Source organism: Aliamphritea spongicola, from assembly GCF_017051665.1.
GTDB classification, from domain to species: domain Bacteria; phylum Pseudomonadota; class Gammaproteobacteria; order Pseudomonadales; family Balneatricaceae; genus Amphritea; species Amphritea spongicola.
The window spans coordinates 15,110-38,948 of the sequence record NZ_JAFIDL010000010.1 but is presented as its reverse complement, the minus strand read 5'-3'; the positions used below and the strand labels follow the sequence as shown (position 1 = coordinate 38,948).

22 protein-coding genes, 1 other RNA gene and 1 pseudogene are annotated in these 23,839 nt (G+C 51.3%); 10 read left to right on the top strand and 14 right to left on the bottom strand.

Translation table 11 applies throughout. From position 1 onward, the window contains the following. Positions 1 to 38: 38 nt before the first annotated feature. The 5 genes from gcvH to JYB63_RS20885 form a co-directional block, all read right to left on the bottom strand. Complete coding sequence (gene gcvH / locus JYB63_RS20905; protein ID WP_205659877.1) at positions 39 to 431, bottom strand: glycine cleavage system protein GcvH; 393 nt, start codon at positions 429 to 431, stop codon at positions 39 to 41. Between the two features lie 303 nt (positions 432 to 734). Then, positions 735 to 2,027 (bottom strand): FAD-dependent monooxygenase, encoded by a 1,293-nt coding sequence (locus JYB63_RS20900; RefSeq protein WP_336510915.1) that lies wholly within the window; start codon positions 2,025 to 2,027, stop codon positions 735 to 737. Positions 2,028 to 2,036: 9 nt separating this feature from the next. Beyond that, complete coding sequence (gene ubiH, locus JYB63_RS20895) at positions 2,037 to 3,320, bottom strand: 2-octaprenyl-6-methoxyphenyl hydroxylase (RefSeq protein WP_205659876.1); 1,284 nt, start codon at positions 3,318 to 3,320, stop codon at positions 2,037 to 2,039. Next, positions 3,320 to 4,651 carry a Xaa-Pro aminopeptidase gene (gene pepP / locus JYB63_RS20890; protein WP_336510914.1) on the bottom strand — a complete coding sequence of 444 codons (1,332 nt, stop codon included), beginning with the start codon at positions 4,649 to 4,651 and terminating at the stop codon, positions 3,320 to 3,322. The genes ubiH and pepP overlap by 1 nt, the downstream gene beginning before the upstream one ends. Before the next feature lie 83 nt (positions 4,652 to 4,734). Next, a complete protein-coding gene (locus JYB63_RS20885; protein WP_205659875.1) occupies positions 4,735 to 5,337 on the bottom strand; it encodes a UPF0149 family protein in 603 nt (200 codons plus the stop codon). Between the two features lie 318 nt (positions 5,338 to 5,655). On the opposite strand from JYB63_RS20885, the gene JYB63_RS20880 reads away from it, so the two are divergent. From JYB63_RS20880 to JYB63_RS20865, 4 genes are all read left to right on the top strand, one after another. Continuing rightward, positions 5,656 to 5,865, top strand: a complete 210-nt coding sequence (locus JYB63_RS20880; RefSeq protein WP_205659874.1) for a TIGR02449 family protein — start codon at positions 5,656 to 5,658, stop codon at positions 5,863 to 5,865. Continuing rightward, positions 5,862 to 6,161 (top strand): cell division protein ZapA, encoded by a 300-nt coding sequence (locus JYB63_RS20875; RefSeq protein WP_205659873.1) that lies wholly within the window; start codon positions 5,862 to 5,864, stop codon positions 6,159 to 6,161. The genes JYB63_RS20880 and JYB63_RS20875 overlap by 4 nt, the downstream gene beginning before the upstream one ends. A gap of 108 nt (positions 6,162 to 6,269) precedes the next feature. Continuing rightward, positions 6,270 to 6,448: non-coding RNA, 6S RNA (ssrS, locus tag JYB63_RS20870), on the top strand. A 10-nt stretch (positions 6,449 to 6,458) separates the two neighbouring features. Further along, positions 6,459 to 7,070, top strand: coding sequence for a 5-formyltetrahydrofolate cyclo-ligase (locus tag JYB63_RS20865; RefSeq protein ID WP_205659872.1), 612 nt, complete (start codon positions 6,459 to 6,461; stop codon positions 7,068 to 7,070). Between the two features lie 128 nt (positions 7,071 to 7,198). Here the strand turns inward: JYB63_RS20865 and JYB63_RS23555 are convergent, their stop codons facing one another. Continuing rightward, positions 7,199 to 7,324, bottom strand: coding sequence for a hypothetical protein (locus JYB63_RS23555; protein ID WP_271271926.1), 126 nt, complete (start codon positions 7,322 to 7,324; stop codon positions 7,199 to 7,201). Positions 7,325 to 7,493: 169 nt separating this feature from the next. Continuing rightward, positions 7,494 to 8,231: an AEC family transporter gene (locus JYB63_RS20860; RefSeq protein ID WP_205659871.1), complete on the bottom strand. Its 738-nt coding sequence runs from the start codon at positions 8,229 to 8,231 to the stop codon at positions 7,494 to 7,496. Positions 8,232 to 8,576: 345 nt separating this feature from the next. Here JYB63_RS20860 and JYB63_RS20855 point away from each other — a divergent pair, with 345 nt between their 5' ends. After that, on the top strand, positions 8,577 to 9,089 hold the full coding sequence (locus JYB63_RS20855; RefSeq protein ID WP_205659870.1) for a glycine cleavage system transcriptional repressor: 513 nt from the start codon (positions 8,577 to 8,579) through the stop codon (positions 9,087 to 9,089). A gap of 103 nt (positions 9,090 to 9,192) precedes the next feature. On the opposite strand, the gene JYB63_RS20850 is transcribed toward JYB63_RS20855, so the two are convergent. Together JYB63_RS20850 and argH are read right to left on the bottom strand one after the other, a co-directional pair. Further along, positions 9,193 to 11,172: a methyl-accepting chemotaxis protein gene (locus JYB63_RS20850; protein ID WP_205659869.1), complete on the bottom strand. Its 1,980-nt coding sequence runs from the start codon at positions 11,170 to 11,172 to the stop codon at positions 9,193 to 9,195. A 316-nt stretch (positions 11,173 to 11,488) separates the two neighbouring features. Continuing rightward, complete coding sequence (gene argH, locus JYB63_RS20845) at positions 11,489 to 12,883, bottom strand: argininosuccinate lyase (protein WP_205659868.1); 1,395 nt, start codon at positions 12,881 to 12,883, stop codon at positions 11,489 to 11,491. A 298-nt stretch (positions 12,884 to 13,181) separates the two neighbouring features. Here argH and hemC point away from each other — a divergent pair, with 298 nt between their 5' ends. The 4 genes from hemC to JYB63_RS20825 are packed head-to-tail and all read left to right on the top strand — an operon-like array spanning position 13,182 to position 17,489. Further along, positions 13,182 to 14,123, top strand: a complete 942-nt coding sequence (hemC, locus tag JYB63_RS20840; protein WP_205659867.1) for a hydroxymethylbilane synthase — start codon at positions 13,182 to 13,184, stop codon at positions 14,121 to 14,123. After that, on the top strand, positions 14,116 to 14,922 hold the full coding sequence (locus tag JYB63_RS20835; protein WP_205659866.1) for a uroporphyrinogen-III synthase: 807 nt from the start codon (positions 14,116 to 14,118) through the stop codon (positions 14,920 to 14,922). Before hemC ends, JYB63_RS20835 begins: the two co-directional genes overlap by 8 nt. A gap of 2 nt (positions 14,923 to 14,924) precedes the next feature. After that, positions 14,925 to 16,178: a uroporphyrinogen-III C-methyltransferase gene (locus JYB63_RS20830; RefSeq protein ID WP_205659865.1), complete on the top strand. Its 1,254-nt coding sequence runs from the start codon at positions 14,925 to 14,927 to the stop codon at positions 16,176 to 16,178. Beyond that, positions 16,179 to 17,489 (top strand): heme biosynthesis HemY N-terminal domain-containing protein, encoded by a 1,311-nt coding sequence (locus JYB63_RS20825; protein WP_205659864.1) that lies wholly within the window; start codon positions 16,179 to 16,181, stop codon positions 17,487 to 17,489. Between the two features lie 56 nt (positions 17,490 to 17,545). Here the strand turns inward: JYB63_RS20825 and JYB63_RS20820 are convergent, their stop codons facing one another. The 5 genes and pseudogenes from JYB63_RS20820 to trxA all read right to left on the bottom strand — a co-directional run bounded on the left by JYB63_RS20820 (position 17,546) and on the right by trxA (position 21,954). Next, a complete protein-coding gene (locus JYB63_RS20820; protein ID WP_315981431.1) occupies positions 17,546 to 18,280 on the bottom strand; it encodes an NAD(P)H-flavin reductase in 735 nt (244 codons plus the stop codon). Positions 18,281 to 18,346: 66 nt separating this feature from the next. Beyond that, a pseudogene (locus tag JYB63_RS23550) lies at positions 18,347 to 18,565 on the bottom strand (2Fe-2S iron-sulfur cluster-binding protein); the annotation flags it as partial. Positions 18,566 to 18,578: 13 nt separating this feature from the next. Then, a complete protein-coding gene (ubiD, locus tag JYB63_RS20815) occupies positions 18,579 to 20,060 on the bottom strand; it encodes a 4-hydroxy-3-polyprenylbenzoate decarboxylase (protein WP_205659863.1) in 1,482 nt (493 codons plus the stop codon). Positions 20,061 to 20,149: 89 nt separating this feature from the next. Then, positions 20,150 to 21,409: a transcription termination factor Rho gene (gene rho / locus JYB63_RS20810; RefSeq protein WP_205659862.1), complete on the bottom strand. Its 1,260-nt coding sequence runs from the start codon at positions 21,407 to 21,409 to the stop codon at positions 20,150 to 20,152. Positions 21,410 to 21,630: 221 nt separating this feature from the next. After that, positions 21,631 to 21,954: a thioredoxin TrxA gene (gene trxA / locus JYB63_RS20805; RefSeq protein WP_205659861.1), complete on the bottom strand. Its 324-nt coding sequence runs from the start codon at positions 21,952 to 21,954 to the stop codon at positions 21,631 to 21,633. A 227-nt stretch (positions 21,955 to 22,181) separates the two neighbouring features. Between trxA and ppx the strand changes: the two genes are divergently transcribed. Then, complete coding sequence (gene ppx, locus JYB63_RS20800; protein ID WP_205659860.1) at positions 22,182 to 23,696, top strand: exopolyphosphatase; 1,515 nt, start codon at positions 22,182 to 22,184, stop codon at positions 23,694 to 23,696. Positions 23,697 to 23,839: the final 143 nt, after the last annotated feature.

Here is a 23,839-nt window from a genome sequence, read left to right as displayed (position 1 = left end):
CCCGCCGTCAGGCGAGGCTCAGAATTGCGCGGTCTGATTTATTCTTCAGATTCACACAGTTCAGCGTAGGCTTCTGCGTCCAGCAGGCCGTCCAGCTCTTCTTCAGAGCTGACGCGCAGCTGGAAGAACCAACCGTCACCGTAAGGGTCGCTGTTCACCTGCTCAGGCTCATCTTCCAGGCCTTCGTTAACAGCAATCACTTCACCGGACAGCGGAGCGTAAATATCAGATGCAGCCTTAACAGACTCAACCACACCCATGTCATCGCCAATGGCAAACTCTGAACCTACTTCAGGCAGCTCCACAAATACCACATCACCCAGCAGCTCCTGCGCGTGATCGGTAACACCGATAGTGACCACCCCGTCGCCCTCATGGCGAATCCACTCGTGGCTGGACACATACTTTAATTCGCTAGGGATATCACTCATTTCTCTGTTCCTAAATGAAAGTTAAAAACCGGCCCTTTCCGACACTGAAAAGGCACCACAACTTCAAACGCTGTATACACTTAATTGCTGATATCTGACTGCATACACAGCCGGACATCATTTATTTCTAGACCATCTTTATAACGATGGCCAGTTGTCTCCCATCAGACCAGTGACAGGATAAATAATTCGCACCCCAGTGCTCTTGTCTCAGATCATTGCAGACTATATTTATGCACTGTTTCAAACGCGGCCATTCTACCTTTACTGCCCGCCAGATAACATAACTGTCTGATGAAGAAATCAGCTGCGCCGGGCAAACCGTGGCAAATTACCGCTCAGGCCCATGGCTTGCTGAACAATATGGTTCTTCACCATCGGTGTGCGGTTCATCAGACTCATGCCAACGTTCCTCAGCAAACGCGGTACAGGAGCCTCGGTGGCAAACAGCCGCTTAAAGCCTTCCATTGAGGCAGCCATTTTGAGGTTCTCCCCCTGACGCTGGCGCTGATAGCGGTGCAGGACATAATCGCTCTGCCAGCTTTCACCGTTAGCACGGGCATCCAGAATCACTTCTGCCAGTACGGCTGCATCCAGTAATCCGAGGTTAACCCCCTGCCCGGCCAGTGGATGTATGGTATGCGCCGCATCGCCAATCGCCGCAAACCCGGCCTGCACATAGCGGCTGGCGTGGCGCTGACGTAACGGTACAGACATGCGCGGCTGTGGCGCTGATACTTTACCTAACCGGCCTTCAATTGCCCGCTCAAGGGCCTGGCAGAAGGCGTCATCATCCAGTTCCATCAGTGCCTTGGCATGATCCGGTGAGGTGGACCAGACAATGGAACCGTGCTGATCGTCTGACCCGGAGACCGGCAGAAACGCCAGCGGGCCGTCGTCGGTAAACCGCTGCCAGCAGGTATGCTGGTGCCCTTCGGCAATGTGTACGGTGGTTACAATGGCGTGGTGGCCGTAATCCCATTCCCACATTGGCAGATCCGCCAGACGGCGAGTGTTAGACATAGCACCGTCGGCGGCAATCACCAATCGAGCCTTCAGGGAAGAGCCATCATCAAACGTCAGGGTACGGGATGGGTCCAGGCTTTCAGCATCACATTCAGCATCACATTCAGACAGGCCGGTTAAGCGGCTGCCGGATTGCCATTCGATGGCCGGAATGTTCAGGCTGGCCTGATACAGCGCCGCCAGGGTGACCCGGTTTTCCACAATATGGCCCAGACAGCTTTCCTGTAGCTCATGGCAGTTAAACTGAATGTTGCCGCTGCCTTCACCGTCCCAGACGTCCATACGGGTATAAGGCGTGACCCGCATAGTCTGCATTAACGGCCAGGCCGATGCATGGCTCAGAATTTGCTGCGAGGCAATGGTTAATGCACTGACCCGGTTATCAAAATCGTTATTGCGCTGTTGCTGCTCGGCATCGATCAGGCTTTGCCGGTCGCTGTCCCGGGCTTCAATCACTCTTACACGCAGGCCGCTGTCTGCCAGCAGGCATGCCAGTGTCATGCCTACCATGCCGGCACCGACAATGGCGATATCTACCTGTTCTGTATGCTCTTGCTGATGTTCGCTCACAAAAGGCCTCTATGCTTTATCTGCTACAGAAGATGCTGTCGGCTGTGCCTGTAAATCCGGCGCGGCGATATCCAGCCCCATCGCACTGCGGGCGAATACCGTTTTCAGTAACGGGCAGGTGTCCATTATCTGTAAACCGGCGCTGCGGCCCAGTGCCAGTAATGGCTGGCTATTGGAAAACAGCTTCATGGTCTGATCGCTGAAGCCAACGGTTTTCTGCTGATCGCCCCGTACCTGTTCCTGAAATGCCTGCAGGTCTGCCAGTTGCCCCAGCGCTTTACCCCGCTGCTTGGTCTGGATGATGTATTCTGCCAACCGAACCGCACCCCGTAAGGCCAGGTTATAGCCCTGCCCTGCAATCGGGTGTAAGGCGTGTGCGGCATTCCCCAGCAGTACCAGACCGCTGCGTACCTGTTCTTCCGCAAAGGTCAGCTTAAGGGGGTAATGATGCCGCTCACCTACCCGCTGGAAGTATCCCAGCCGGTAGCCAAAGGTGTCATGCAGGCGGGCCATGAAGTCTTCATCACTCAGGGCCAGTGTTTCATCCAGCTGCTCGGAAGGCACCGTCCAGACTAACGCCACCCGGGGTTCACCGTTCTGATCTTCCAGTGGTAACAGTGCCATCGGGCCGTTACGGGTGAAACGCTCATAAGCCATGCCGTTATGGGGCTGGCCCGGTGTCAGGTTAGTCACAATGGCGTGCTGTTCGTAGTCCTGCTGCTGATAGCCAATGCCCATTTTCTGACGTAGCGGCGAGCGGCCACCATCAACCATGACCACCAGCTCAGCGGTCAGCTGAGAGGTTTCACCGTCATGTTCCAGCTGCAGCTGCATGTTTTCTGCCGCCGGCTGAATTTCCGTCACGGTCGCCGGGCAGATAAATTCGATATTCGCGGCATCTTCTGCCTGAAGGCGGGCCAGTAATACCTGCCCCAGCCAGCGGTTTTCCACTACGTATCCCAGCGCCGGCACGTTTTCATCTTTGGCGTGCAAGCGGGTCATGCCAAAGCGGCCCTGATCCGAAACGTGAATATCGCTGATCGCCGCCAGGTGAGTCTGCAGGGTATCCCACAGCCCCATACGTTCATAAATCACCCGGCTGCCGTAGGCCAGCGCCGTGGAGCGGGCATCGTAACTTGGTTGATAACCGTCAACGGCCGATTCAGGTAAGGCATGGGCCTCGATGATGGCGATTTTCAGATCCAGCGTCTGGCTGGCCTGGATCAGGGACGCCGCCAGACTGGCACCAACCATGCCGCCACCGACGATGACAATGTCGTAGTGGCTGTTCATCAGTTATCTGCCTGTGTTGCCATCAGGGTTTCGATGTCATCCACCAGCTTAGGCACACCGGCGGACAGTACTTCACAACCCTCTTCAGTTACCACCACATCGTCTTCAATACGGATGCCGATACCCCGCCAGCGGGCTTCGACGTCGGTATTATCCGGTGCAATATATAGCCCCGGCTCTACCGTCATCACCATGCCCGGCCGAAGTGGTCGCCATTCACCGGCCAGCTTGTAGTCGCCCACGTCATGTACATCCATCCCCAGCCAGTGGCCAAGGCGGTGCATATAAAATTCCCGGTAGGCTTCAGTTTTAATTAATTCGTCCCGCTCGCCTTTGAGGATACCCAGCTCAATCAGCCCATCCACCAGAATCTCAACTGAGAGGTCATGCGGGTCCTGCCAGAGTACGCCGGGCTTAATCATATCGATGCAGGCAAGCTGTGCTTTGAGTACCAGTTCGTACAGGGCTTTCTGTTCCGGGCTGAAACGGCCGGATACAGGGAAGGTTCGCGTAATGTCGCTGGCGTAATAGTCCAGCTCTGCACCGGCATCGATCAGTACCAGATCACCGTCTTTCAGCACTTCGCTGTTTTCAACATAGTGCAGTACACAGGCATTCTCGCCACCGCCAACAATGGCCGGGTATGCCGGCTGTCGGCAGCCGTTCATAGCAAAGTGGAAGTTCAGCCGGGCTTCCAGTTGGTATTCGGTGACACCAGGCTGGCAGTGCTGCATGGCCTTGGCGTGTGCCACTGCGGAGATCCGGCCTGCTTCACGCATAACGGCAATCTCATTGTCCGATTTGAACAGGCGCATTTCATGTAACAGACCATCCAGCTGCTGAGTACCGGTTGGCACCTGTTTACCCTGACGCTTCGCCATTTTCAGGCTGTCGCGCCATTGCCGGATTTGCGCTTCCAGTGCGGTTTTATCCGCCGCGTAATAAATCTGATCCCGCCCCAGCATCAGTTCCGGTAATTGCTGATCCAGTTCTTCATTGGCAAAGGCTTGATCGACACCCAGCTCAGCCACAGCCCGCTCCGGCCCCAGACGATAACCGTGCCAGATCTCCATGGTTTTATCCCGCTCTCTGCAGAACAGAATGCTTTGCGGATCGTCACCCGGCAGCAATACCAGCAATGCATCCGGCTCATCGAATCCGGTCAGGTAATAAAAATCACTGTCCTGCCGGAAGGGATATTCAACGTCGGAGTTACGGGGTTGCATGGTGGCTGCCGGTACCAGTGCAATCGCGCCGGCAGGCAGGCTGTTCAGTAAACGCTGACGGCGTTCATTAAACTCATTCAGAGGTATAGAGGTCATACGGGTCATGGTTCGCCTCGGCAGTCATCAGTATGCTGATTATCCGGCATCAGCAACCGTCTGAATAGCCGGTTGCCCTTAAATTCCCTGGTTCAGTGCAGTACCGGCTGATCCGGGTCAGTGTCATCAGTGTTTTCCACCGGGTGGGATTCACTGAAAAACATCAGTGTCGCCATACGGACGTATTCCTGCAGTTCCATCAGGCCGTTTTCGTTTTCTTCTTCATCTTCGTCCTGATCCAGCTCAACCCAAGAGATCTGTTCCAGATCACGCAACGCTTCCAGCTGGTCATCGGTCAGGCTGCTGTCAGTATGTGCACCGTTCAGGCCAAAACCCACCAGAAAGCCCTGACACCAGCTGCCCAGTGCCGTTACCCGCTCATTCAGTGACAGGTCATCGTCCGGCAGTAGCAGGCGGAAGGTAAAATCAGGGTTCTTCATCTGGCTGAGCACGCCTTCGTACAGATCAACCAGTGCAATACGGGAGCTTTCATGTTTCAGACTGCTGACATCCATCATTTCCATGGCCGCAAACATCCAGCGCTCCTGAGTAAAATCAGCGCCGGCGGTCAGATATCCGCACAGCAAACCATGCACTTCTGCAGCAGATACTGACATGCTGTCTTCGGCCACCAGCACATCGGCAATTTCATAATATTCAGGGATAAAATCTTCAGGAGAATTTTCGACGCTCATAAGTATTCTCGGTCAGGCGGCGGGCAGACCCGCTGTAAAAATAAAATACCGCTACAGAATCCTGAAGAAACAATAAGATAGCCCGTTACGGACAGTATATATTCAGCCCTGACAAAGCCACCGTAAGCAGCGAAATGCCAAACACCGAACCGGCTATGCAAAATGACAGGAAATCTGTTGCGAAGATGTTCTACATCCTAGCATTAACAGGTAGCATTCTCTATGCGGACAACCCGGAGAGACTGTGAATTTGCTCCCCGCGTTGCATTCGCCTTTAAAGCTATGTTAAACAAGAGCCTTTTACCGCCGGTAACCGTTATGAGCGAGCAAGATCTGCGCACCCTTGAGAGCCAAGTCGAGCAACTGATCCAGTACTGTCAGCGACTGGAACTGGAAAACCGTCGCCTGCACCGGTCGGAAACTCAGCTGAAAGAAGAACGTAACCGTTTGCAACAGTTACACAACGACACCCGCAAACGTGTTGATGCGATGATCACCCGCCTGAAATCACTGGAACAGGAAGCATGAGTAAAGCTAAAAATATCGCGGTACAGCTTCTCGATAAAGAGTACGTGATTGCCTGTCCGGAAGAAGCCGAAGCCGAACTGCAACAGGCTGCTGCTCACCTGAACAGCAAACTGCAGGAAATTAAATCCTCCGGCAAAATTATCGGCATGGAGCGCATTGCGATTATGGCTGCGCTGAATATTTCACATGAATATATCGCTTTCAGACAACAACAGCCGGAAAATCTGGGTGATAATATCAAACGCTTAAGTGACCGTATTCAGGCCACTCTGGACGCCGCCAAACAGCAGGACTAACCCTGACAGCTGCCTGTTCAATAGCTGAAAAAAACTCACTGCAGATAACACAGAAATAGTTTTTTTCAAGACCTGACATTCGTTAATGCAGGAGTATAATGGCTCGCAGCTCCCCAGGGTTTCTCGGTCGATTGGTTACGTCCCTTGAGCCGATAAACACACTTTAGGAAGCTTCTCGATTAACGGGTGTGCATGTCCGCATGACGGAAAGCCTAATGTTATTCAGAGGCTACCACCTTGAACCTTCGGGTTCAGGGCCACAACCAACGCTATTGCCCTGGGGAGTCATATTCACGTATGAACCAGCCTGTATCCACTGCCGATTACCGCCAGAATCTGCGTCGCGAAATGCGCCGTAAGCGTCGCGGTCTTTCCGAACAGCAACATAAACTGGCCTCTCAGGGTCTGTTGCGTACTATTCGCCGCTTACCGGCTTTCAAGAAAAGTAAAAACGTTGCTATTTATCTGGCCAGCGACGGCGAAATCGATGCCAAGCCAATCATTGATCTGTGCTGGTCACTGGGCAAAAACTGTTACCTGCCAATCCTGCATCCGGTTAAACATAACCGCCTGTGGTTTATGCCTTATACCCCACGCACCCGGCTGCACAACAACAAGTACAAAATCCTTGAACCTGCTGAAGTAAAACAGCCCCGGCGCCCTGCCTGGGCGATGGATCTGGTATTACTGCCACTGGTGGCTTTCGACCCTCAGGGTGGCCGTTTAGGTATGGGCGGCGGTTATTACGACCGGACATTCTCGTTCAAACAGAAATGGCGTCAGGGCGGCGGCACCAAGATGATTGGTTTGGCCCATGACCTGCAAAAGGTTGAAAAGCTGGAAATCGCCAGCTGGGATATTCCACTGGAAGGCATTGCTTCAGATCAGGCGTTTTACAGCAGCAAATAGAATTATTGGCTGCAATGTCTGCTTACTGTGATGTTTTTTGGGGAAGGAGTGCCGGCCTGCTGTCTGATACAGCACCGGCATGATCCGATAACCTGTCTGGTTATCTCAATCAGGAAAGGTCGTTGTGTTTAGCCGCTGAATACCTGACTAACCACCGAAACCAGCTCGATATCGCTGTTGGTTACACCCGTAATAACGGTTCCCAATACAAATACCGCAACCAGAATCACCATTATATCTGGCCCTTTCTTCATGGTATTTTTGCCCTCTCTTACTTTCGGCACTCAAAAAATAGCGGGTAAGTCTTCCATAACGAGTTTTTTTTGCAAGCTTTTCCCTGCAATTACCCAATATATATCGGCAAGTTTATACCAATAATTAGAAAAAAATAATAACTTTAGTAAGTTAGCTGTGTTTTCTAATTCATTTTAGGAGTATTTCGGCACAAATCATTAAAATAACTGGCAAACTCAAACATGCCATTACGGTCTGTATGGATATAATTCCGGCCATCACTTCGCTGTCGCCGCCTAGCTGTCGTGACAGGATGTAAGCAGATGGTGCTGTTGGTAAAGCACTGAAAATTATAAGGGTTATTGCTACAACCGTATCTTCAGTAAACCACCAGACCAGCCCCAGCATCGCCAGAGGCATCAGCAACAGCTTCAGCAGACAACTCAGTATCAGCGCTGTGGATGTCACTTTCAGGCGTCTGAGCTGCAAACCGGCTCCGACACAGAGCACGCCCAGCGGTAATGCCATTGCTGCCAGTAAATCTGCAACGGATACCAGTAATGTGGGCAACCCAAACCCGCTAAGGTTCAAAAATAATCCCAGTGCGCAGGCAATTATTAACGGATTCTTTAGCAGGTTGCCGCCAACACCCCGCCAGGAGATATTTTTACCGCCCAGCGCAAACACACTCACCGATAAAACATTCACCGTCGGAATCATCACGGCCAGTAACACCGCCAGGATTGCCACACCGGCATCCCCCTGAACACTGGCAATAACTGCGAAGCCTGCATAGGTATTAAACCGGACCGTGCCCTGATACAGCGAACTGAACACCGGCCAGTCAAAACCGATCAGCCTTTGCAGACCGGCCAGCACTGCAGTGAATAGCAGCGTGAGCACCAGCATTGGCCCGGTGATATCCACAAAATCAACCCCGGAAAAGTCCGCCAGCGACAATTTATAAACCAAAAGGACAGGGAAAAGGACAAAATAGGTCGCTTTTTCTGCTGCTTCCCAGAACGCCTTGTGTAAGAATTGACTATGCTTCGCTGTGTACCCCAGTAATAACAAAATAAATACGGGCCAGAGAGCAATAAGAATGTCTTTCATTGCAGGGTAACTATCCTTAATTAAGATGTTCTGATGTTGGAGTGCATAACAACATTACGTATCAATCTTGCTGTCTTAAGGTTGCTTGCGGGCCTGGCACACCCGTGACACCAGACATTGGTTAACCGCCAAGTAGTAATAACACAGGAGCAAAGGACTATGACTTCATTAGTCTTAACCGTTATCGCACAGGACAAACCCGGCTTAGTTGAACTGTTGTCCGAAACCATCGCCAATCACCAGGGTAACTGGCAGGAAAGTAGCATGTCCCGCCTGGCAGGCCAGTTTGCCGGTATTCTTATCATTGAAGTCCCGCAGGACCACAGTGAAGCACTGACAGCAGCGCTGAACGATCTGCAGTCTCAGGGTTTAAACGTCAATGTAACCGCCAGTAAAGACGCGGCACCGGAAGAAACCTATCAGCACGTTACCATTGAACTTATCGGCCACGATAAGCCAGGCATTGTACGTGAAATTTCCCACGCGCTTAACTCACTGAAGATCAATGTAGAAAGCCTGAGCACCGAGCTGGTCAGCGGCTCTATGTCTGCTGAAGAGCTGTTTAAAGCAGAAGCGTCTCTGCGGGTGCCAACATCCGTTGAGCTGGATGATCTGCAGAATGCACTGGAAGATATCGCCAACGATCTGATGGTTGACCTCAACCTGAACTGATCCGGACGCCCTTCGGGCATCCATAAACATAACAGCCCGCATCATGCGGGCTGTTTTCGTTCCGGGGAGGATTCCGGAAAGAATTCTGGAAAAGCTCAGCGCATCAGATACTGAAGCGCTGAATTAACCCCTGCTGTTGCTTGGCAAAGTCCAGTAGTTCGGTACTGCTGCCGGATGCCAGTTCCGCCCCCTGCGCCGTTTCACCGGCCGCTTCACTGATGCTTACCAGTGTCTGGCTCACCTGAGCAACCGCGCTGGATTGCTGTGCCGCTGCTTCCTCAATGTGAGCGTTCAGCTCACGGATATGCGCAACCGCATCATTCATCGCCCTGAGCACATCCTGAGAGCGATTGGCATTGGCCACGCAGTCCTGGGTTTTGTCATAGCTGTCGTTCATGACTTCACCCACCCGCTGAATGCTGTTCTGCATATTCTCAACCATGGTCTGGATGTCCATGACCGAATGGCGAGTCTGGCCGGCCAGTGCCCGCACTTCATCGGCCACCACCGCAAATCCACGCCCCTGCTCACCGGCTCTGGCAGCCTCGATTGCGGCGTTAAGTGCCAGCAGGTTCGTTTTGTTGGCAATGCCCTGAATAGAATCAAGGATCGAGGCAATCTGCTCACCAAAGGCAGACATTTCAGAGCTGACTGTCATCGCCTGATCAATGCCTTCTGCCTGGGTCTCAATGCTGTGCAGGGTATTATTCATCTGCTGATTAACATCACTGCTGAGCTTCTCAAATTCTTTCACCGCCGTCAGAGTCGTCTGACTGTGATTAGCGACCTCTTCCACACTGTGCTCCATCTGCACCGCTGCAGATGAGGTTTGCTCCAGCTGTTCGCTCTGTTCAGACATGGCATGTGTGGTCTGCTGGCTGATCGCGGCATTTTGCTGCGCCACATCAGACAACTTCTGAGAGCCTTCAGAAATTTGCTGCAGAATCTCCCGCAGACTTGCTACAACCGCGTTCAGATCCAGGCTCAGTTCACCAAACTCATCCCGGCGCTGGTCATCGAAGCTAACCTGCAAGTCGCCTTCTTTCACCCGGTGCAGACTGGCTTTAATGGCAGATAGCGGAACGTTGATGGTCTTCATAATCCACCAGCCAATAACTGCGGCAAAAATTGCAGCACCGATGGACAGTGCAATGATCAGCGTATTACTGACAGCCACCGATTTCTCTTCGGCATCACGGGCATCCATCGCTGACTGATAAGTGGTATCGATATAGGTATTCACGGCGGTCTGAGTTTCGGCCAGAATCGCCCGCAGGGCCAGCATGTGATCCGCCAGCACCTGATCAGCGGCCAGCTTCTGACGGTACAGCGCAACGAGACCTTCTTCACCGTACAGCTGAGCTTCCACCTGATTCAGGGTTACCTTCACACCGCGGGCCAGCTTGTCTGCTTTGAACAGATCATCATACGCTTTACGCAACGAGCCATTACTGGCGGCCAGTGCTTCGTCCAGCTGCTTAATGTCCTGAGAACGTTTAAACGCAACTAACTGAAAACGGTGCACACCCAGTGCTTTACTGATTTTCTGCACCAGTTTACCGGCTGGCTTACCTTTACGGGCAATGGCAAATCGCTGTACCCAGGCATTCAGGGCATCCCCCTGGCTCTGGAACGTGATATCAGCTTCAACAGCCTTACGACGTGCAATCAGGCTTTCAGCATGATCATCCATGACCACCAAGGCTTCATCATTAAACTTCTGGCTGAGCGCCTGAACTTCGGTTAAAGCGGCAATCAGCTCAGGCTGGTCAGCCACCTGACTGAACAGAGTTTCCTGCTCAGCATTAAACTTTTCGATGCTTTGGGTAAACACTTCACGTTCACGCTCCAGACCTTCACCGTCGGTCTGCCCCAGCGCGGTAAACAAAGCTTCGTTCGCTTCCTGAAGGTAAATCATCTGCCGGTAACTGCCCGACAAATTAGGAATGACATTGTCGGTAACATTGAAGAATTCTTGCGAAATCGAGCGGCTGGCAAGAAATCCACCACTGCCCACGACTATAATAAAAACGACCATCAGCACGTAGCTGGCAGCAATTTTATGGGTGATCCTGACGTTCATCCCAAAACCTCCGAAGAAACATTAGCCGTGATATACAGCTAACTGCGTGTTGGCTCCTGTTGGGGCGGAGCTCTTTTTATTCATATGATTTTTTGTATTTTGCGTATAAAGCAAAATCGTCTGAAAACGACCTTAATGACAGATTAAGACAGATAAACAAGCAGCAACAGCCGTCATTTACTCAGGATGGGCAGCGGCACCCTAAACAAAAGTCTATAGTCAGAAACGTACGACTCGTCAGAAAGCGCCCAAATTTCAGGCATAAAAAAACCGGCACTGATTGCTCAGTGCCGGCTTTTTAACTAAATGTATGTACTTAGCGCTGTGCCAGCATCTGCTCAGCACGGTCACAGGCCAGTCGTACCTGATTCGGCGCAGTACCACCAATGTGGTCACGGGCACTGACAGAACCGTCCAGTGTCAGCACATCAAATACGTCTTCGCTGATCTCATCTGAGAACTGCTGCAGTTCAGCCAGGGTCATTTCGCCCAGGTCCTTGCCACACTCAATACCGTAAGCGACCGCTTTACCGACGATTTCGTGAGCGTCGCGGAACGGAATGCCCTTACGCACAACATAGTCCGCCAGATCTGTCGCGGTAGAGAAACCACGCAGCGCCGCTTCACGCATGTTCTCATGCTTAGCTTCAATGGCCGGTACCATGTCAGCAAATGCCCGCAGGCTGCCTTTCACAGTATCAATGGCATCAAACAGAGGTTCTTTGTCTTCCTGGTTATCTTTGTTGTACGCCAGTGGCTGAGACTTCATCAGCGTCAGCAGAGACATCAGGTGGCCATAAACCCGGCCACTCTTACCACGAACCAGTTCCGGTACATCCGGATTTTTCTTCTGCGGCATGATAGAAGAACCGGTGCAGAAACGGTCTGGCAGGTTGATAAAATCAAACTGTGCAGATGCCCACAGTACCAGCTCTTCAGAGAAACGTGACAGGTGCATCATCAGCACGCTGGATGCAGCACAGAATTCAATGGCGAAATCACGGTCGGATACAGAATCCAGAGAGTTTTCTGTCGGTGCAGTGAAGCCCAGCAGTTCAGTAGTCATCTGACGATCAATCGGATACGTCGTACCGGCCAGTGCGGCAGCACCCAGTGGCAGAATGTTGACCCGCTTACGGCAATCAGCAAAACGCTCATAATCACGGCTCAGCATTTCAAACCAGGCCATCAGGTGGTGGCCGAATGTCACCGGCTGTGCAGTCTGCAGGTGAGTAAAGCCAGGCATAACGGTAGCAGCTTCCTGACGGGCCAAACCGATGATGCCCTGTTGCAGACGGTTGATTTCCGCCAGCACCAGATCAATCTCATCACGAACATACAGACGGATATCCGTGGCTACCTGGTCGTTACGGGAACGGCCGGTGTGCAGTTTCTTACCGGTAATGCCGATCTTTTTGGTCAGGGCTGCTTCGATGTTCATGTGCACATCTTCAAGCTCAACAGACCATTCGAAATTTCCGGACTCAATGTCCTGCTGAATTTCAGCCAGGCCATTCAGAATATCGTCACATTCAGCCTCAGTAAGTACGCCAACCTTTGTCAGCATCTTCGCGTGGGCTACAGACCCCTGAATATCCTGACGGTACATACGCTGATCGAATTCAACCGACGCAGTAAAACGGGCTACAAATGCATCCGTCGGTTCGTTGAATCGGCCGCCCCATTGCTGGTTGGTTTTTTCTTCGCTCATACTTACCTCTATACTCAACACCAGCCACCTGATGTTCATGCTGAATTAAGGGCCTGCATTATACATTACTCGCCCATACCCGACACATCCGGCCGGATATTTTCTTAACCAGCCGCCTTTAATTTCAGGTAAATCTGTCCATAGCCACTCAGACGTCCAGCAGAATGAAAAAAAGCCTGATGAAGATCATATCCTGCGGCGCATTTGAGGCTGCTTTAGCTCCTATGAATCTGATAAAATCAGTTTTTTTATTCCGTACGGGCTCCAGCCCTTTACGACAGCCTTCCAGGATATGTTCATGACCACTCCCGTTATACGTATTGCTACCCGTCAAAGCCCGCTTGCTCTGTGGCAGGCTGAATATGTAAAAGCTGAACTGGAACGCCACCACCCCGGCATTCAGGTTGAGTTACTGGGCTTTACGACCAAAGGTGATGTACTGCTGGATTCGCCGCTGTCAAAAATCGGTGGCAAAGGCCTGTTCGTTAAAGAGCTGGAAGTCGCCATGCTGGCCAACGAAGCCGACATCGCGGTGCACTCAATGAAAGACGTGCCGATGGAATTCCCTGAAGGTCTGGAACTGGCCGTCATATGCCCGCGGGAAAAACCCACCGATGCTTTTGTATCCAACAAATACAATAACATTGATGAGCTGCCGCAGGGCGCGGTAGTGGGTACTTCATCACTGCGCCGTGAAGCCCAGCTACGTGAGCGCCGCCCGGATCTGATCATTAAAACCCTGCGAGGCAACGTCAACACCCGTCTGCGTAAGCTGGATGAAGGCCAGTACGATGCGATCATTCTGGCGACAGCCGGTTTACTGCGTCTGGAAATGGCTGACCGGATTGCCTGTGAAATTACACCGGAAGAAAGTTTACCCGCCGGTGGCCAGGGTGCAGTAGGCATTGAATGTCGCAGTGATGATGACGTCACCAAAGCACTGCTGGCACCGCTGCATGACGCCCACACTGCCAGCCGGGTAACTGCAGAACGCGCAATGAACCGCCGTCTGGAAGGTGGTTGTCAGGTACCGATTGCCTGCTATGCAACACTGGATGACAACACTGATGAGCTGTACCTGCGCGGTCTGGTTGCCAGCACCGACGGAAGTGAAGTCCTGCGTGACGAAATCACCACCACTTCTGCCGGTGCAGAACAGGCAGGCATTGAGCTGGCGGAACGTCTGCTGGCTGCCGGTGCAGACAGAATTCTGGCGGAAGTTTACCGGGAAAATGGCTAATTCCGCATTACAGGGACTGCGTGTTCTGGTCACCCGGCCGGAACACCAGAGCGCAGATTTATGCAGCGCCCTGCAAGCTCAGGGCGCGCTCCCTGTATGCCTGCCCCTGTTAGAGATTACCCCGGTATCGGATACCGATAACGGTTATCCGCTACTGAAACAACAAATACTGGATCTGGATCTGTTTCAACAGATCATTGTCGTCAGCCCGAATGCGGCACGCTTTGCAGGGGAGCTGATAGATGCATACTGGCCTCAGCTGCCGATCGGCATTACCTGGCACGCTATCGGCCAGAAAACTGCCGATACGCTGGCTGAATACGGCATAACTGCCCGTGTAAACCCGGCCGGCACAGATTCAGAAGCGCTGCTGACCGATACAAGTCTGCAAGACATCGCCGAACAACGCATTCTGATTATGCGTGGCGAAGGTGGACGGACACTACTGGCCGATACACTTCAGGCCAGAGGTGCACGCACAGAATACGCCGAACTGTACCGGCGCAGCTGTCCGGACTATACCTCGCAGCAGATCAACAGTACTATTTACAGTTCTCCGGATGCCATTCTCATCACCAGTGGTGAAGCGCTGGAGAATTTTTTCAGCCTGCTAAGGCCTGCTCAGGAACATAACGCAGAGCAACGGGGTCAGATACTCTCAACCCGCCTGCTGGTTCCCAGCGCCAGGGTAGCCAAATTGGCTACAGAACTGGGCTGTACAAAAGTTTATATTGCTCATGGAGCCGACAGCCAGGCTATGGTTCAGGCACTAATCGCGACGATCGACGTGGAAGAATAACAATGAGAAAGAACGGGAAAAACAACCGCAACAACAAGGCCGACGCTGACGTCATCGAAGGCGAAATCATTGAAAAGGACACCCCCGTGGATAAGTCAGCTGATACCTCCGCTTCATCTCAGGAAAGCGATAAGAAAGAAGCCGTCACCGATGTGAAGAAATCAGAAGACACATCAGACAATGCCGGCAACTCTGATAACAAACCAGCCAAACAAAGCTCCGGCGCTGCCGGCAAGCTGGCACTGTTACTTGCCATCATCGCAGTCATCGGCGTGGGATACCTGTACTGGTTACAACTGGAATCCAAAAACAGCATAGCGACCAGCCAGGCAGAGGCAAGCTCAGCACTGGACGGTAAGCTACAGGCAAGCCAGCAGCAGCAAAACGCTAAAGTCAGCAACCTCGGCCAGCAGATCCAGGCACTGGAAAGTAAAGCCAAAGCGGATGCAGCCAACATTGATGAGCTGCAGGCACGCCTGACGCGCAGTATTCAACAAATTACAGCGACTCAGCAAAACACCCGTAAAGACTGGATCATCGCAGAAGCAGAATACCTGCTGCGTCTGGCCAACCAGCGGGTACTGATGGAGCAAACTCCACAGGGCGCTCTGAAACTGCTGCGTTCTGCGGACAAGATTCTTAAAGAAACAGATGATGTAACTATCTACGCTGTGCGTAAGGCTCTGGCCTCAGATATTGCAGCACTGGAAGCCGTGCCTGAACTGGACACTGAAGGCCTGTTCCTGCGCCTGGGCGCACTGAATGAACAGGTTAACAACCTGAAGCTGATTCCACTGACCGAGCAGCATAAACTGCCGGAAATCGTGTCTGAAGTCAGTGACGAAACCTTTACTGAAACCTGGACAGCTAACCTGCAGAAAGCCTGGGCAAAAATTGCTGACAAGTTTAATCAGTTAGTGGTTATTCAGGACCGCGATGCGCCGGTTGAGCCGTTACTGTCTCCGCAGCAGAACTTCTACCTGCAGCAGAATCTGCACCTGATGCTGGAGCAGGCTCAGCTGTCACTGTTACAGCGCCGCAGCGGCACTTACGAAAACAGCCTGAGTAAGGCAGAAGGCTGGGTAGGCACCTACTTTGAAGCCAGCGACAGCACCACCCAGGCACTTATCCGTAGCCTGCAGGAACTGAAGCAGGTAAATGTTGCGCCGGTCCTGCCAGACATTTCAGGGTCACTGAACGCTCTGAAAAAGTACCTTCAGGAGATGCGTAAACTGAAGGAACAGGAGGCAGCATAAATGAAAAAGCTATTAATCCTGCTGCTGATCCTGCTGTTTGCCGGTGCATTTATTGGCCAGCTGATGATTCAGGACTCAGGCTACACCCTGATTGCTTACAACAACGTCACCATTGAAATGAGCCTGTGGGTATTTCTGATTGTCCTGCTGGGCGTTTTCTTTTTACTTCACTGGACACTCAACCTGCTGCGCGGCTCACTACGCTCCGGACAGCGGTTTCGCCTGTGGAGTAAAGGCCGCAACCAGCGTATCGCTAACACCAAAACCCTGAAAGGCCTGATTGCTCTGTCAGAAGGTAAATGGTGGCAGGCGCAGCGCTTACTGACCCAAGCCGGTGATAAATCGGAATTACCGCTGATCAGCTATCTGGCGGCAGCCCGTGCTGCCCATGAACAGGGCGAAGACGCCGACTGCGATGATTTACTGCATAAGGCCCGCGATGCGGCGCCGGAAGCAGAAATCGCCGTAGGCATCAGCCAGGCTCAGATTCTGCTGTCCCGTGGCCAGTACGAGCCCTGTCTGGCCACCCTGCTGGACCTGAACAAGAAAGCGCCAAAGAATACCTATGTCATGAAGCTGCTACGGGAAGTGTATATCCAGCTAAATGACTGGTCTGCCCTGAGCAAGCTGATCCCTGAATTACGTAAGCATAAAGCGGTTAAACCGGCCAAGCTGCTGAAAACAGAACAGCGCTGCTACAGCAACATTCTTGAGCAAAGCATCAGCCAGTTACCCCCCCATGCGGATAACGAAGAAAAAGCCAAAGCCCTGGGCGTCGCCTGGCATAACATGCCCGGCCAGCTCACCAGTGATGATGTACTGGCCCGCCACTACACCAATTTACTGGTCAGCATCGGCGCGGAAGAAAAAGCTGAAGCAGCGATCCGTGATCTGCTGAAACGCAACTGGGATGATTCACTGATCGCCCTGTATGGTCGCATTGAGGGTAGTGATGCCGGTAAGCAACTGGATTTTGCCAAGAGCTTCCTGAATGACTACCCGATGAACCCGGATCTGCTACTGACCCTGGGCCGCCTGTCGTTGCGTAATCAGCACTGGGGCAAAGCGGTGGATTACTTTGAACAGAGTCTGGAAGAAGAATCCCGTCCGGAAACCCTGAGTGAACTGGCTCGCCTGCTACAGCACATGGGCGAAACCGACCGCACCCTGAAGCTGATCGAAAATAACTTCAGCCTGATCGGCAACGGTTTACCACAACTGCCGATGCCGGATAAAACACCGGCTAAAACAGAAGCGGTCATTTCTGACGACCACATACATGCAAAACCCCGTTTTAAGCCAATCAGCTAAACGGTAGACATAAAAAAAGCAGCCATCGGGCTGCTTTTTTTATAGCTGATAACTGACTATTTACGTGGTGCGTAAGCAAACACATCCGCGTGCATACAGTCACCATCGAATCCCTGAGCTTCACAGGCATCCAGCAAGGCATATACCATTCCCGGAGAACCGCTGGTGTAAATCACCATGTCAGAAAAGTCATCATAATCAGCCAGAATCGCATCCGGAATCAGACCTGTACGCCCTTCCCAGGGCTGCCCGTTCTCCGGCTCACTGACCACCAGATCATAACTGACGTTGGCATGCTCCGCTGCCCACTGCTGTGGCAGCTTCTCAAGGTACAGGTCTTCAGCAACCCGCACACCCCAGTAGATATGAATAGGATTTGATACCTGATTCGCCAACAAATGCTCTGTGATGCTCTTAATCTGGGAGAAGCCGGTGCTGGCAGCAACCAGGACGATCCGGGTCTGAGGCTTCAGACTAGTGGCTTCCAAATAGCAATCGCCCTTAGGCAACTCAATTTCAATGCTTGGGTTATTCTGCAAATGCTCAATCATCGCAATGGATAATTCGCCTTCCGGCATACGCCGGATATGTAACTCAAGATCACTGCCATGGTCTGGTGCACTGCCTATGGAAAACGGTGCCCGACGGCCATCCGGTAAAATCAGTTCCAGATATTGCCCGGCATGAAACTCAACAGCCATGCTTGCGGTTACTGGCAAATGTAAACGCACCCGAAACACTTCATGGCTTAGTTGTTCAACACTCGCAATATCACAAACCAGTTTTTTCACTCGAAACTCTCCAGGGCGTAACAGCCCATCAATCTTCACCCTAATATTACCCTGAGGGACTGCCGTGCAGGCATATATCCGTGCGGGCTGCTGCCCGTCTTCTAAGCTTACATCCAGCTCTGGGTAACGCTGTATTATTCTTCCGGCTAACAAGTCTGCCTTACAGATCTGGCAGACGCCGTTCAGACAACTGCGGCGCATCTTATACCCTGCACGTTCCAGCGCAAGTAAAATTGGTTCGCCTTTTTCAGCTTCAAGCCGGTATTGGCGATCGCCGCTGTCTATCTGAATAAAAATATCACTCTCCGAAGATATCCAGCTCCTGCCAGATATCGTCTACCCGTTGTTTAATTTCATCGCTCATCACAATCGGCTCACCCCATTCGCGGTCAGTCTCGCCTTCCCACTTATTGGTGGCATCCATTCCCATTTTGGAGCCCAGACCTGAAACCGGAGATGCAAAATCCAGATAATCGATCGGTGTATTATCAATCATCACCGTATCCCGTTGCGGGTCCATACGGGTGGTAATCGCCCAGATCACATCGTTCCAATCCCGGGCATTCACATCATCATCACAGACGATCACAAACTTGGTGTACATGAACTGCCGCAGGAATGACCAGACACCCAACATGATGCGCTTGGCATGGCCAGGATACTGTTTCTTCATGGTCACTACTGCCATGCGGTACGAACAGCCTTCCGGCGGCAGGTAGAAATCTACGATTTCAGGAAACTGTTTCTGCAGAATCGGCACGAATACTTCGTTCAGTGCCACGCCGAGAATAGCAGGTTCATCAGGCGGACGGCCGGTATAGGTGCTGTGATAAATCGGCTTTTTACGGTGAGTAATGCGCTCTACTGTAAATACCGGAAAGCGGTCTACCTCGTTGTAATAACCGGTGTGGTCACCAAACGGCCCTTCATCAGCCATTTCATCCGGGTAGATAAACCCTTCCAGAATAAATTCTGCACTGGCTGGTACCTGAAGGTCGCTGCCGATACATTCAGTTACTTCAGTCTTACCGCCACGCAACAGGCCGGCAAAAGCATATTCGGATAATGAATCCGGCACAGGGGTTACAGCACCCAGAATCGTCGCTGGATCAGCCCCCAGCGCAACGGCAACCGGAAACGGTTCGCCCGGATGGGCTTTCTGCCATTCACGGAAATCCAGTGCACCGCCGCGGTGAGCCAGCCAACGCATAATGAGTTTGTTCTTACCAATCAGTTGCTGACGGTAAATACCAAGGTTCTGACGAGGCTTTTCAGGGCCACGGGTAATGACCAGGGGCCAGGTAACCAGCGGACCGGCATCCCCCGGCCAGCAGGTCTGTATCGGTAATTTATAAAGGTCGACATCATCCCCTTCGATCACATGTGCCTGACAGTCCGCTTTGCGCACCACTTTAGGCCCCATGTTCAGCACCTGCTTATACACAGGTAACTTATCCCAGGCATCCTTAACCCCTTTAGGTGGCTCAGGCTCCTTGAGCATCGCGAGTAACTTGCCGACTTCCCTCAGGCTTGCTACGTCTTCTTCGCCCATACCCATCGCGACCCGCTTCGGCGTACCAAAGAGGTTTGCAAGCACAGGATAGTCATAGCCTTTAGGGTTTTCGAATAACAGTGCCGGACCGCCTGCTCTAAGGGTACGGTCGCAAATTTCAGTCATTTCCAGATGTGGATCTACTTCCATCTGAATTCGCTTTAATTCACCCTGGTCTTCCAGAGTGCGGATAAAGTCCCGCAGATCTTTATATTTAAGATTACTCATAACGGCCCGGCAATCAGGTTGTAATAACAAAGATTTAGCAACAAAAAAGGGTAAGCCATAAGCTTACCCTTTTGTGTTCAGAATGTTGATCAGGAACGCTTCATTGACAGGAAGAATTCATCATTTGTCTTGAAGTCCTTAAGTTTGTCCAGAACAAACTCAATGGCAGCAGAATCTTCCATCGGATCCAGCAGCTTACGCAGAATCCACATCCGCTGCAGCTCGTCCTCGTCCGTCAGCAAGTCTTCACGGCGGGTACCAGAACGGCGAATGTTAAAGGCTGGGTAAACACGCTTTTCAGCGACTTTACGGTCCAGGTGTACTTCTGAGTTACCGGTACCTTTAAATTCTTCAAAGATAACTTCGTCCATCTTGGAACCAGTATCAACCAGCGCCGTTGCGATGATGGTCAGGCTGCCGCCTTCTTCAATGTTACGTGCAGCACCAAAGAAACGCTTAGGACGTTCCAGTGCATGTGCATCCACACCACCGGTCAGTACTTTACCGGAAGAAGGAATAACGGTGTTGTAAGCACGGGCCAGACGGGTAATAGAATCCAGCAGGATAACCACGTCTTTCTTGTGTTCTGTCAGACGCTTGGCTTTCTCCAGTACCATTTCCGCTACCTGAACGTGACGTGACGGCGGCTCATCGAAAGTAGAGGCTACCACTTCACCGCGTACAGTCCGCTGCATCTCTGTTACTTCCTCAGGACGCTCATCAATCAGCAGTACAATCAGGTGAGTTTCAGGGTTGTTACGGGTAATGGAATTGGCAATGTTCTGCAGCATCAGCGTCTTACCCGCTTTTGGCGGAGACACCAGCAAAGCACGCTGACCTTTACCCATTGGGCAGACAAGATCGATGACACGTGCTGTCAGATCTTCAGTACTGCCGTTACCCAGTTCCATTTTCAGACGGTCCTGTGCAAACAGTGGCGTCAGGTTTTCAAACAGAATCTTGTTCTTTGCGTTTTCAGGCTTATCAAAGTTAATCTTGTCTACTTTCAGCAACGCAAAATAACGTTCGCCGTCCTTAGGGGGACGAATCTTTCCGGAAATAGTATCGCCGGTCCGCAGATTAAAGCGGCGGATCTGACTTGGAGAAACGTAAATATCATCAGGGCCAGCCAGATAAGAGCTGTCTGCAGAGCGTAAGAAACCAAATCCGTCTTGTAAAATTTCCAGCACGCCATCGCCGTAAATATCTTCACCACTTTTCGCGTGACGCTTGAGGATGGCAAAAATAACATCTTGTTTGCGGGAGCGGCCCAGGTTATCCATTCCCATTTCTTTCGCTATATTTAACAGCTCAGAAACGCTTTTCGTTTTCAGTTCGGTAAGATTCATAATGTAAGAGTTGAAGGACGTAGCCACGTTGAGAAAGAACGTTGGAGAAATCGTTCAGACTAGATTGAATTGATAATGTGGAACCGGAATCAGACAATAATCCCAGTCATTGGAAGTCATAACTATAATCGCTTGTTTACGGTTAGTCCAGCATTCAGCGCGCAATCTTTATACAGCACGAATCAAACAGAAACTAACCGTAAACGGGATAAAACCGGTACTTAGAGGCTGGTTTCGATAAAGCCGGCCAGCTGAGATTTAGACAGCGCACCCACTTTGGTCGCTTCAACATTGCCGTCTTTAAAGATCATCAGTGTAGGGATACCGCGGATACCGAATTTAGGTGGCGTTTCACTGTTTTCATCAATGTTCAGCTTGCAGACTTTCAGCTTACCTTCGTACTCTTTTGCAATCTCTTCCAGAACTGGCGCAATCATTTTGCATGGTCCGCACCACTCAGCCCAATAATCAACCAGTACAGGCGCTTCAGACTTGAGAACATCTTCTTCAAAAGATGCGTCAGTTACATTGATAATATCACTCATAAAAAAGCCTCACAGGGAGATTCTTGACAATAATGCAGTCGATAATACCACTCAAAACAAACAAATGTGAATACTCAGGTATACAGCGGTCGGCCACTGGCAAAAACAACTGATCTCAGACAGTTATCATAAGATTAGAACTCAGTGCTCAGAACCTAATTTCTCACATATAAAGAAGTTTTTGATAAACTGACACACAACAAAACAGCTATTGGATAGTCGCCGATATGCCGCAGGATAATGCTTTAGTGGCCAGCCAGGATACCCTGATGGCAGCCATTGATCTTGGATCAAACAGTTTTCATATCGTCATAGCGAAACTTGATCAGGGCGAATTACTCCCGATTGATGTTTTATCAGAAAAAGTACAGCTGGCAGCCGGACTGGATGACAATAACATTCTCAGTGATGAAGCCCAGCAGCGGGGGCTTGAATGCCTGCAACGCTTTGCAGAGCGCATAAAAGGCCTGCCTTCAGGATCCGTCAGCGCTGTTGCCACAAACGCCCTTAGGGAGGCGGTAAACAGTCAGGACTTCATTGTTAAGGCCGAATCTGTTCTGGGACGCCCTATAGAAGTCATTGCCGGCATAGAGGAAGCCCGGCTGATTCATCTTGGTGTAGAGCATACGCTGGCTGCAGAGTCTGGCTCACGACTGATAATTGATATCGGTGGCGGCAGTACTGAATTTATTATCGGTGAACGTTTCGAGCCGCTTGAACTGGAAAGCCTTGAAATGGGCTGCGTAAGCTTCAGCAAGCGCTACTTTAAAGACGGCATTATCAGTGAAAAGAACTTCCAGTTGGCAGTGTTTGGCGCGTTACGCGAACTGCTAGCTATCAAGCGGCGTTATAAGCGCCAGGGCTGGCAATACTGTGTCGGGTCATCAGGTACGGTAAAAGCAATCCAACAGGCATGTATCGAGTCTGGCTTCAGTGAAAGTGCTATCACAGCAAAAGCACTGAAAAACCTTAGAGAAAGAATACTTGAGTTCAGCCACAGTGATGAGATCTGCATACCTGGCATCAAAGATCAGCGCAAAGCTGTCATCGCAGCCGGTGTTGCCATACTGTCAGCAGCTTTTGAGTCACTCGGCATTAAAGAGATGCATTATTCAGCCGGCGCCTTAAGAGAAGGTCTGCTGTATGACATGACTGGCAGACTGCACCATGAGGATGTTCGCGAGCGGAGCATTAACGCTCTGATGAACCGCTACCATGTTGATCAGGAACATGCTCTGCGTGTTGAACAAACCGCACTGATCGCTCTGACCCAGGTTCGTAATGACTGGAAACTGCAGGATACTGAATACCAAAACATGCTGAGCTGGGCCGCACGAAGTTATGAAACAGGCCTGACAATCGCGCACAGCCAATACCACAAACACAGTGCTTATTTAGTACTGAATTCAGATTTACCAGGATTCAGTCAGCAGGAACAGTTACAACTGGCTACCCTGATCAGAAATCACCGTCGGAAATTTAACGACGCGGAATTCTCCCTTCTGCCAAAACGTGAGATATCGGCAACACGCAAATTGTGCGTTCTGCTTCGGATAGCAATTGTGCTCCACCGTAGCCGAAGTAAAGAGCGCCTGCCAGCATTCACGATAACAGTCTCAGAAAACACTGTATCGCTTAGCTTCCCTGATAACTGGTTAAGCTATCACCCACTGACACGGGCGGATCTTGAGCAAGAGGCAGCATATCTAGCCACCGCTGGCACCTTACTTAATATCAGCTGAGCAAAAGACAGTCTCAGGTTAGAAATGCAAAAGCCCTATTAAATGTAGTGGCTTTTTTTGCTTCAGATCAGTTAAACATCACTAATAGCAGACAGCTCCGATCATTTCGTAGATGAAAGTGACAAAAGAAATTAGCCTTTATT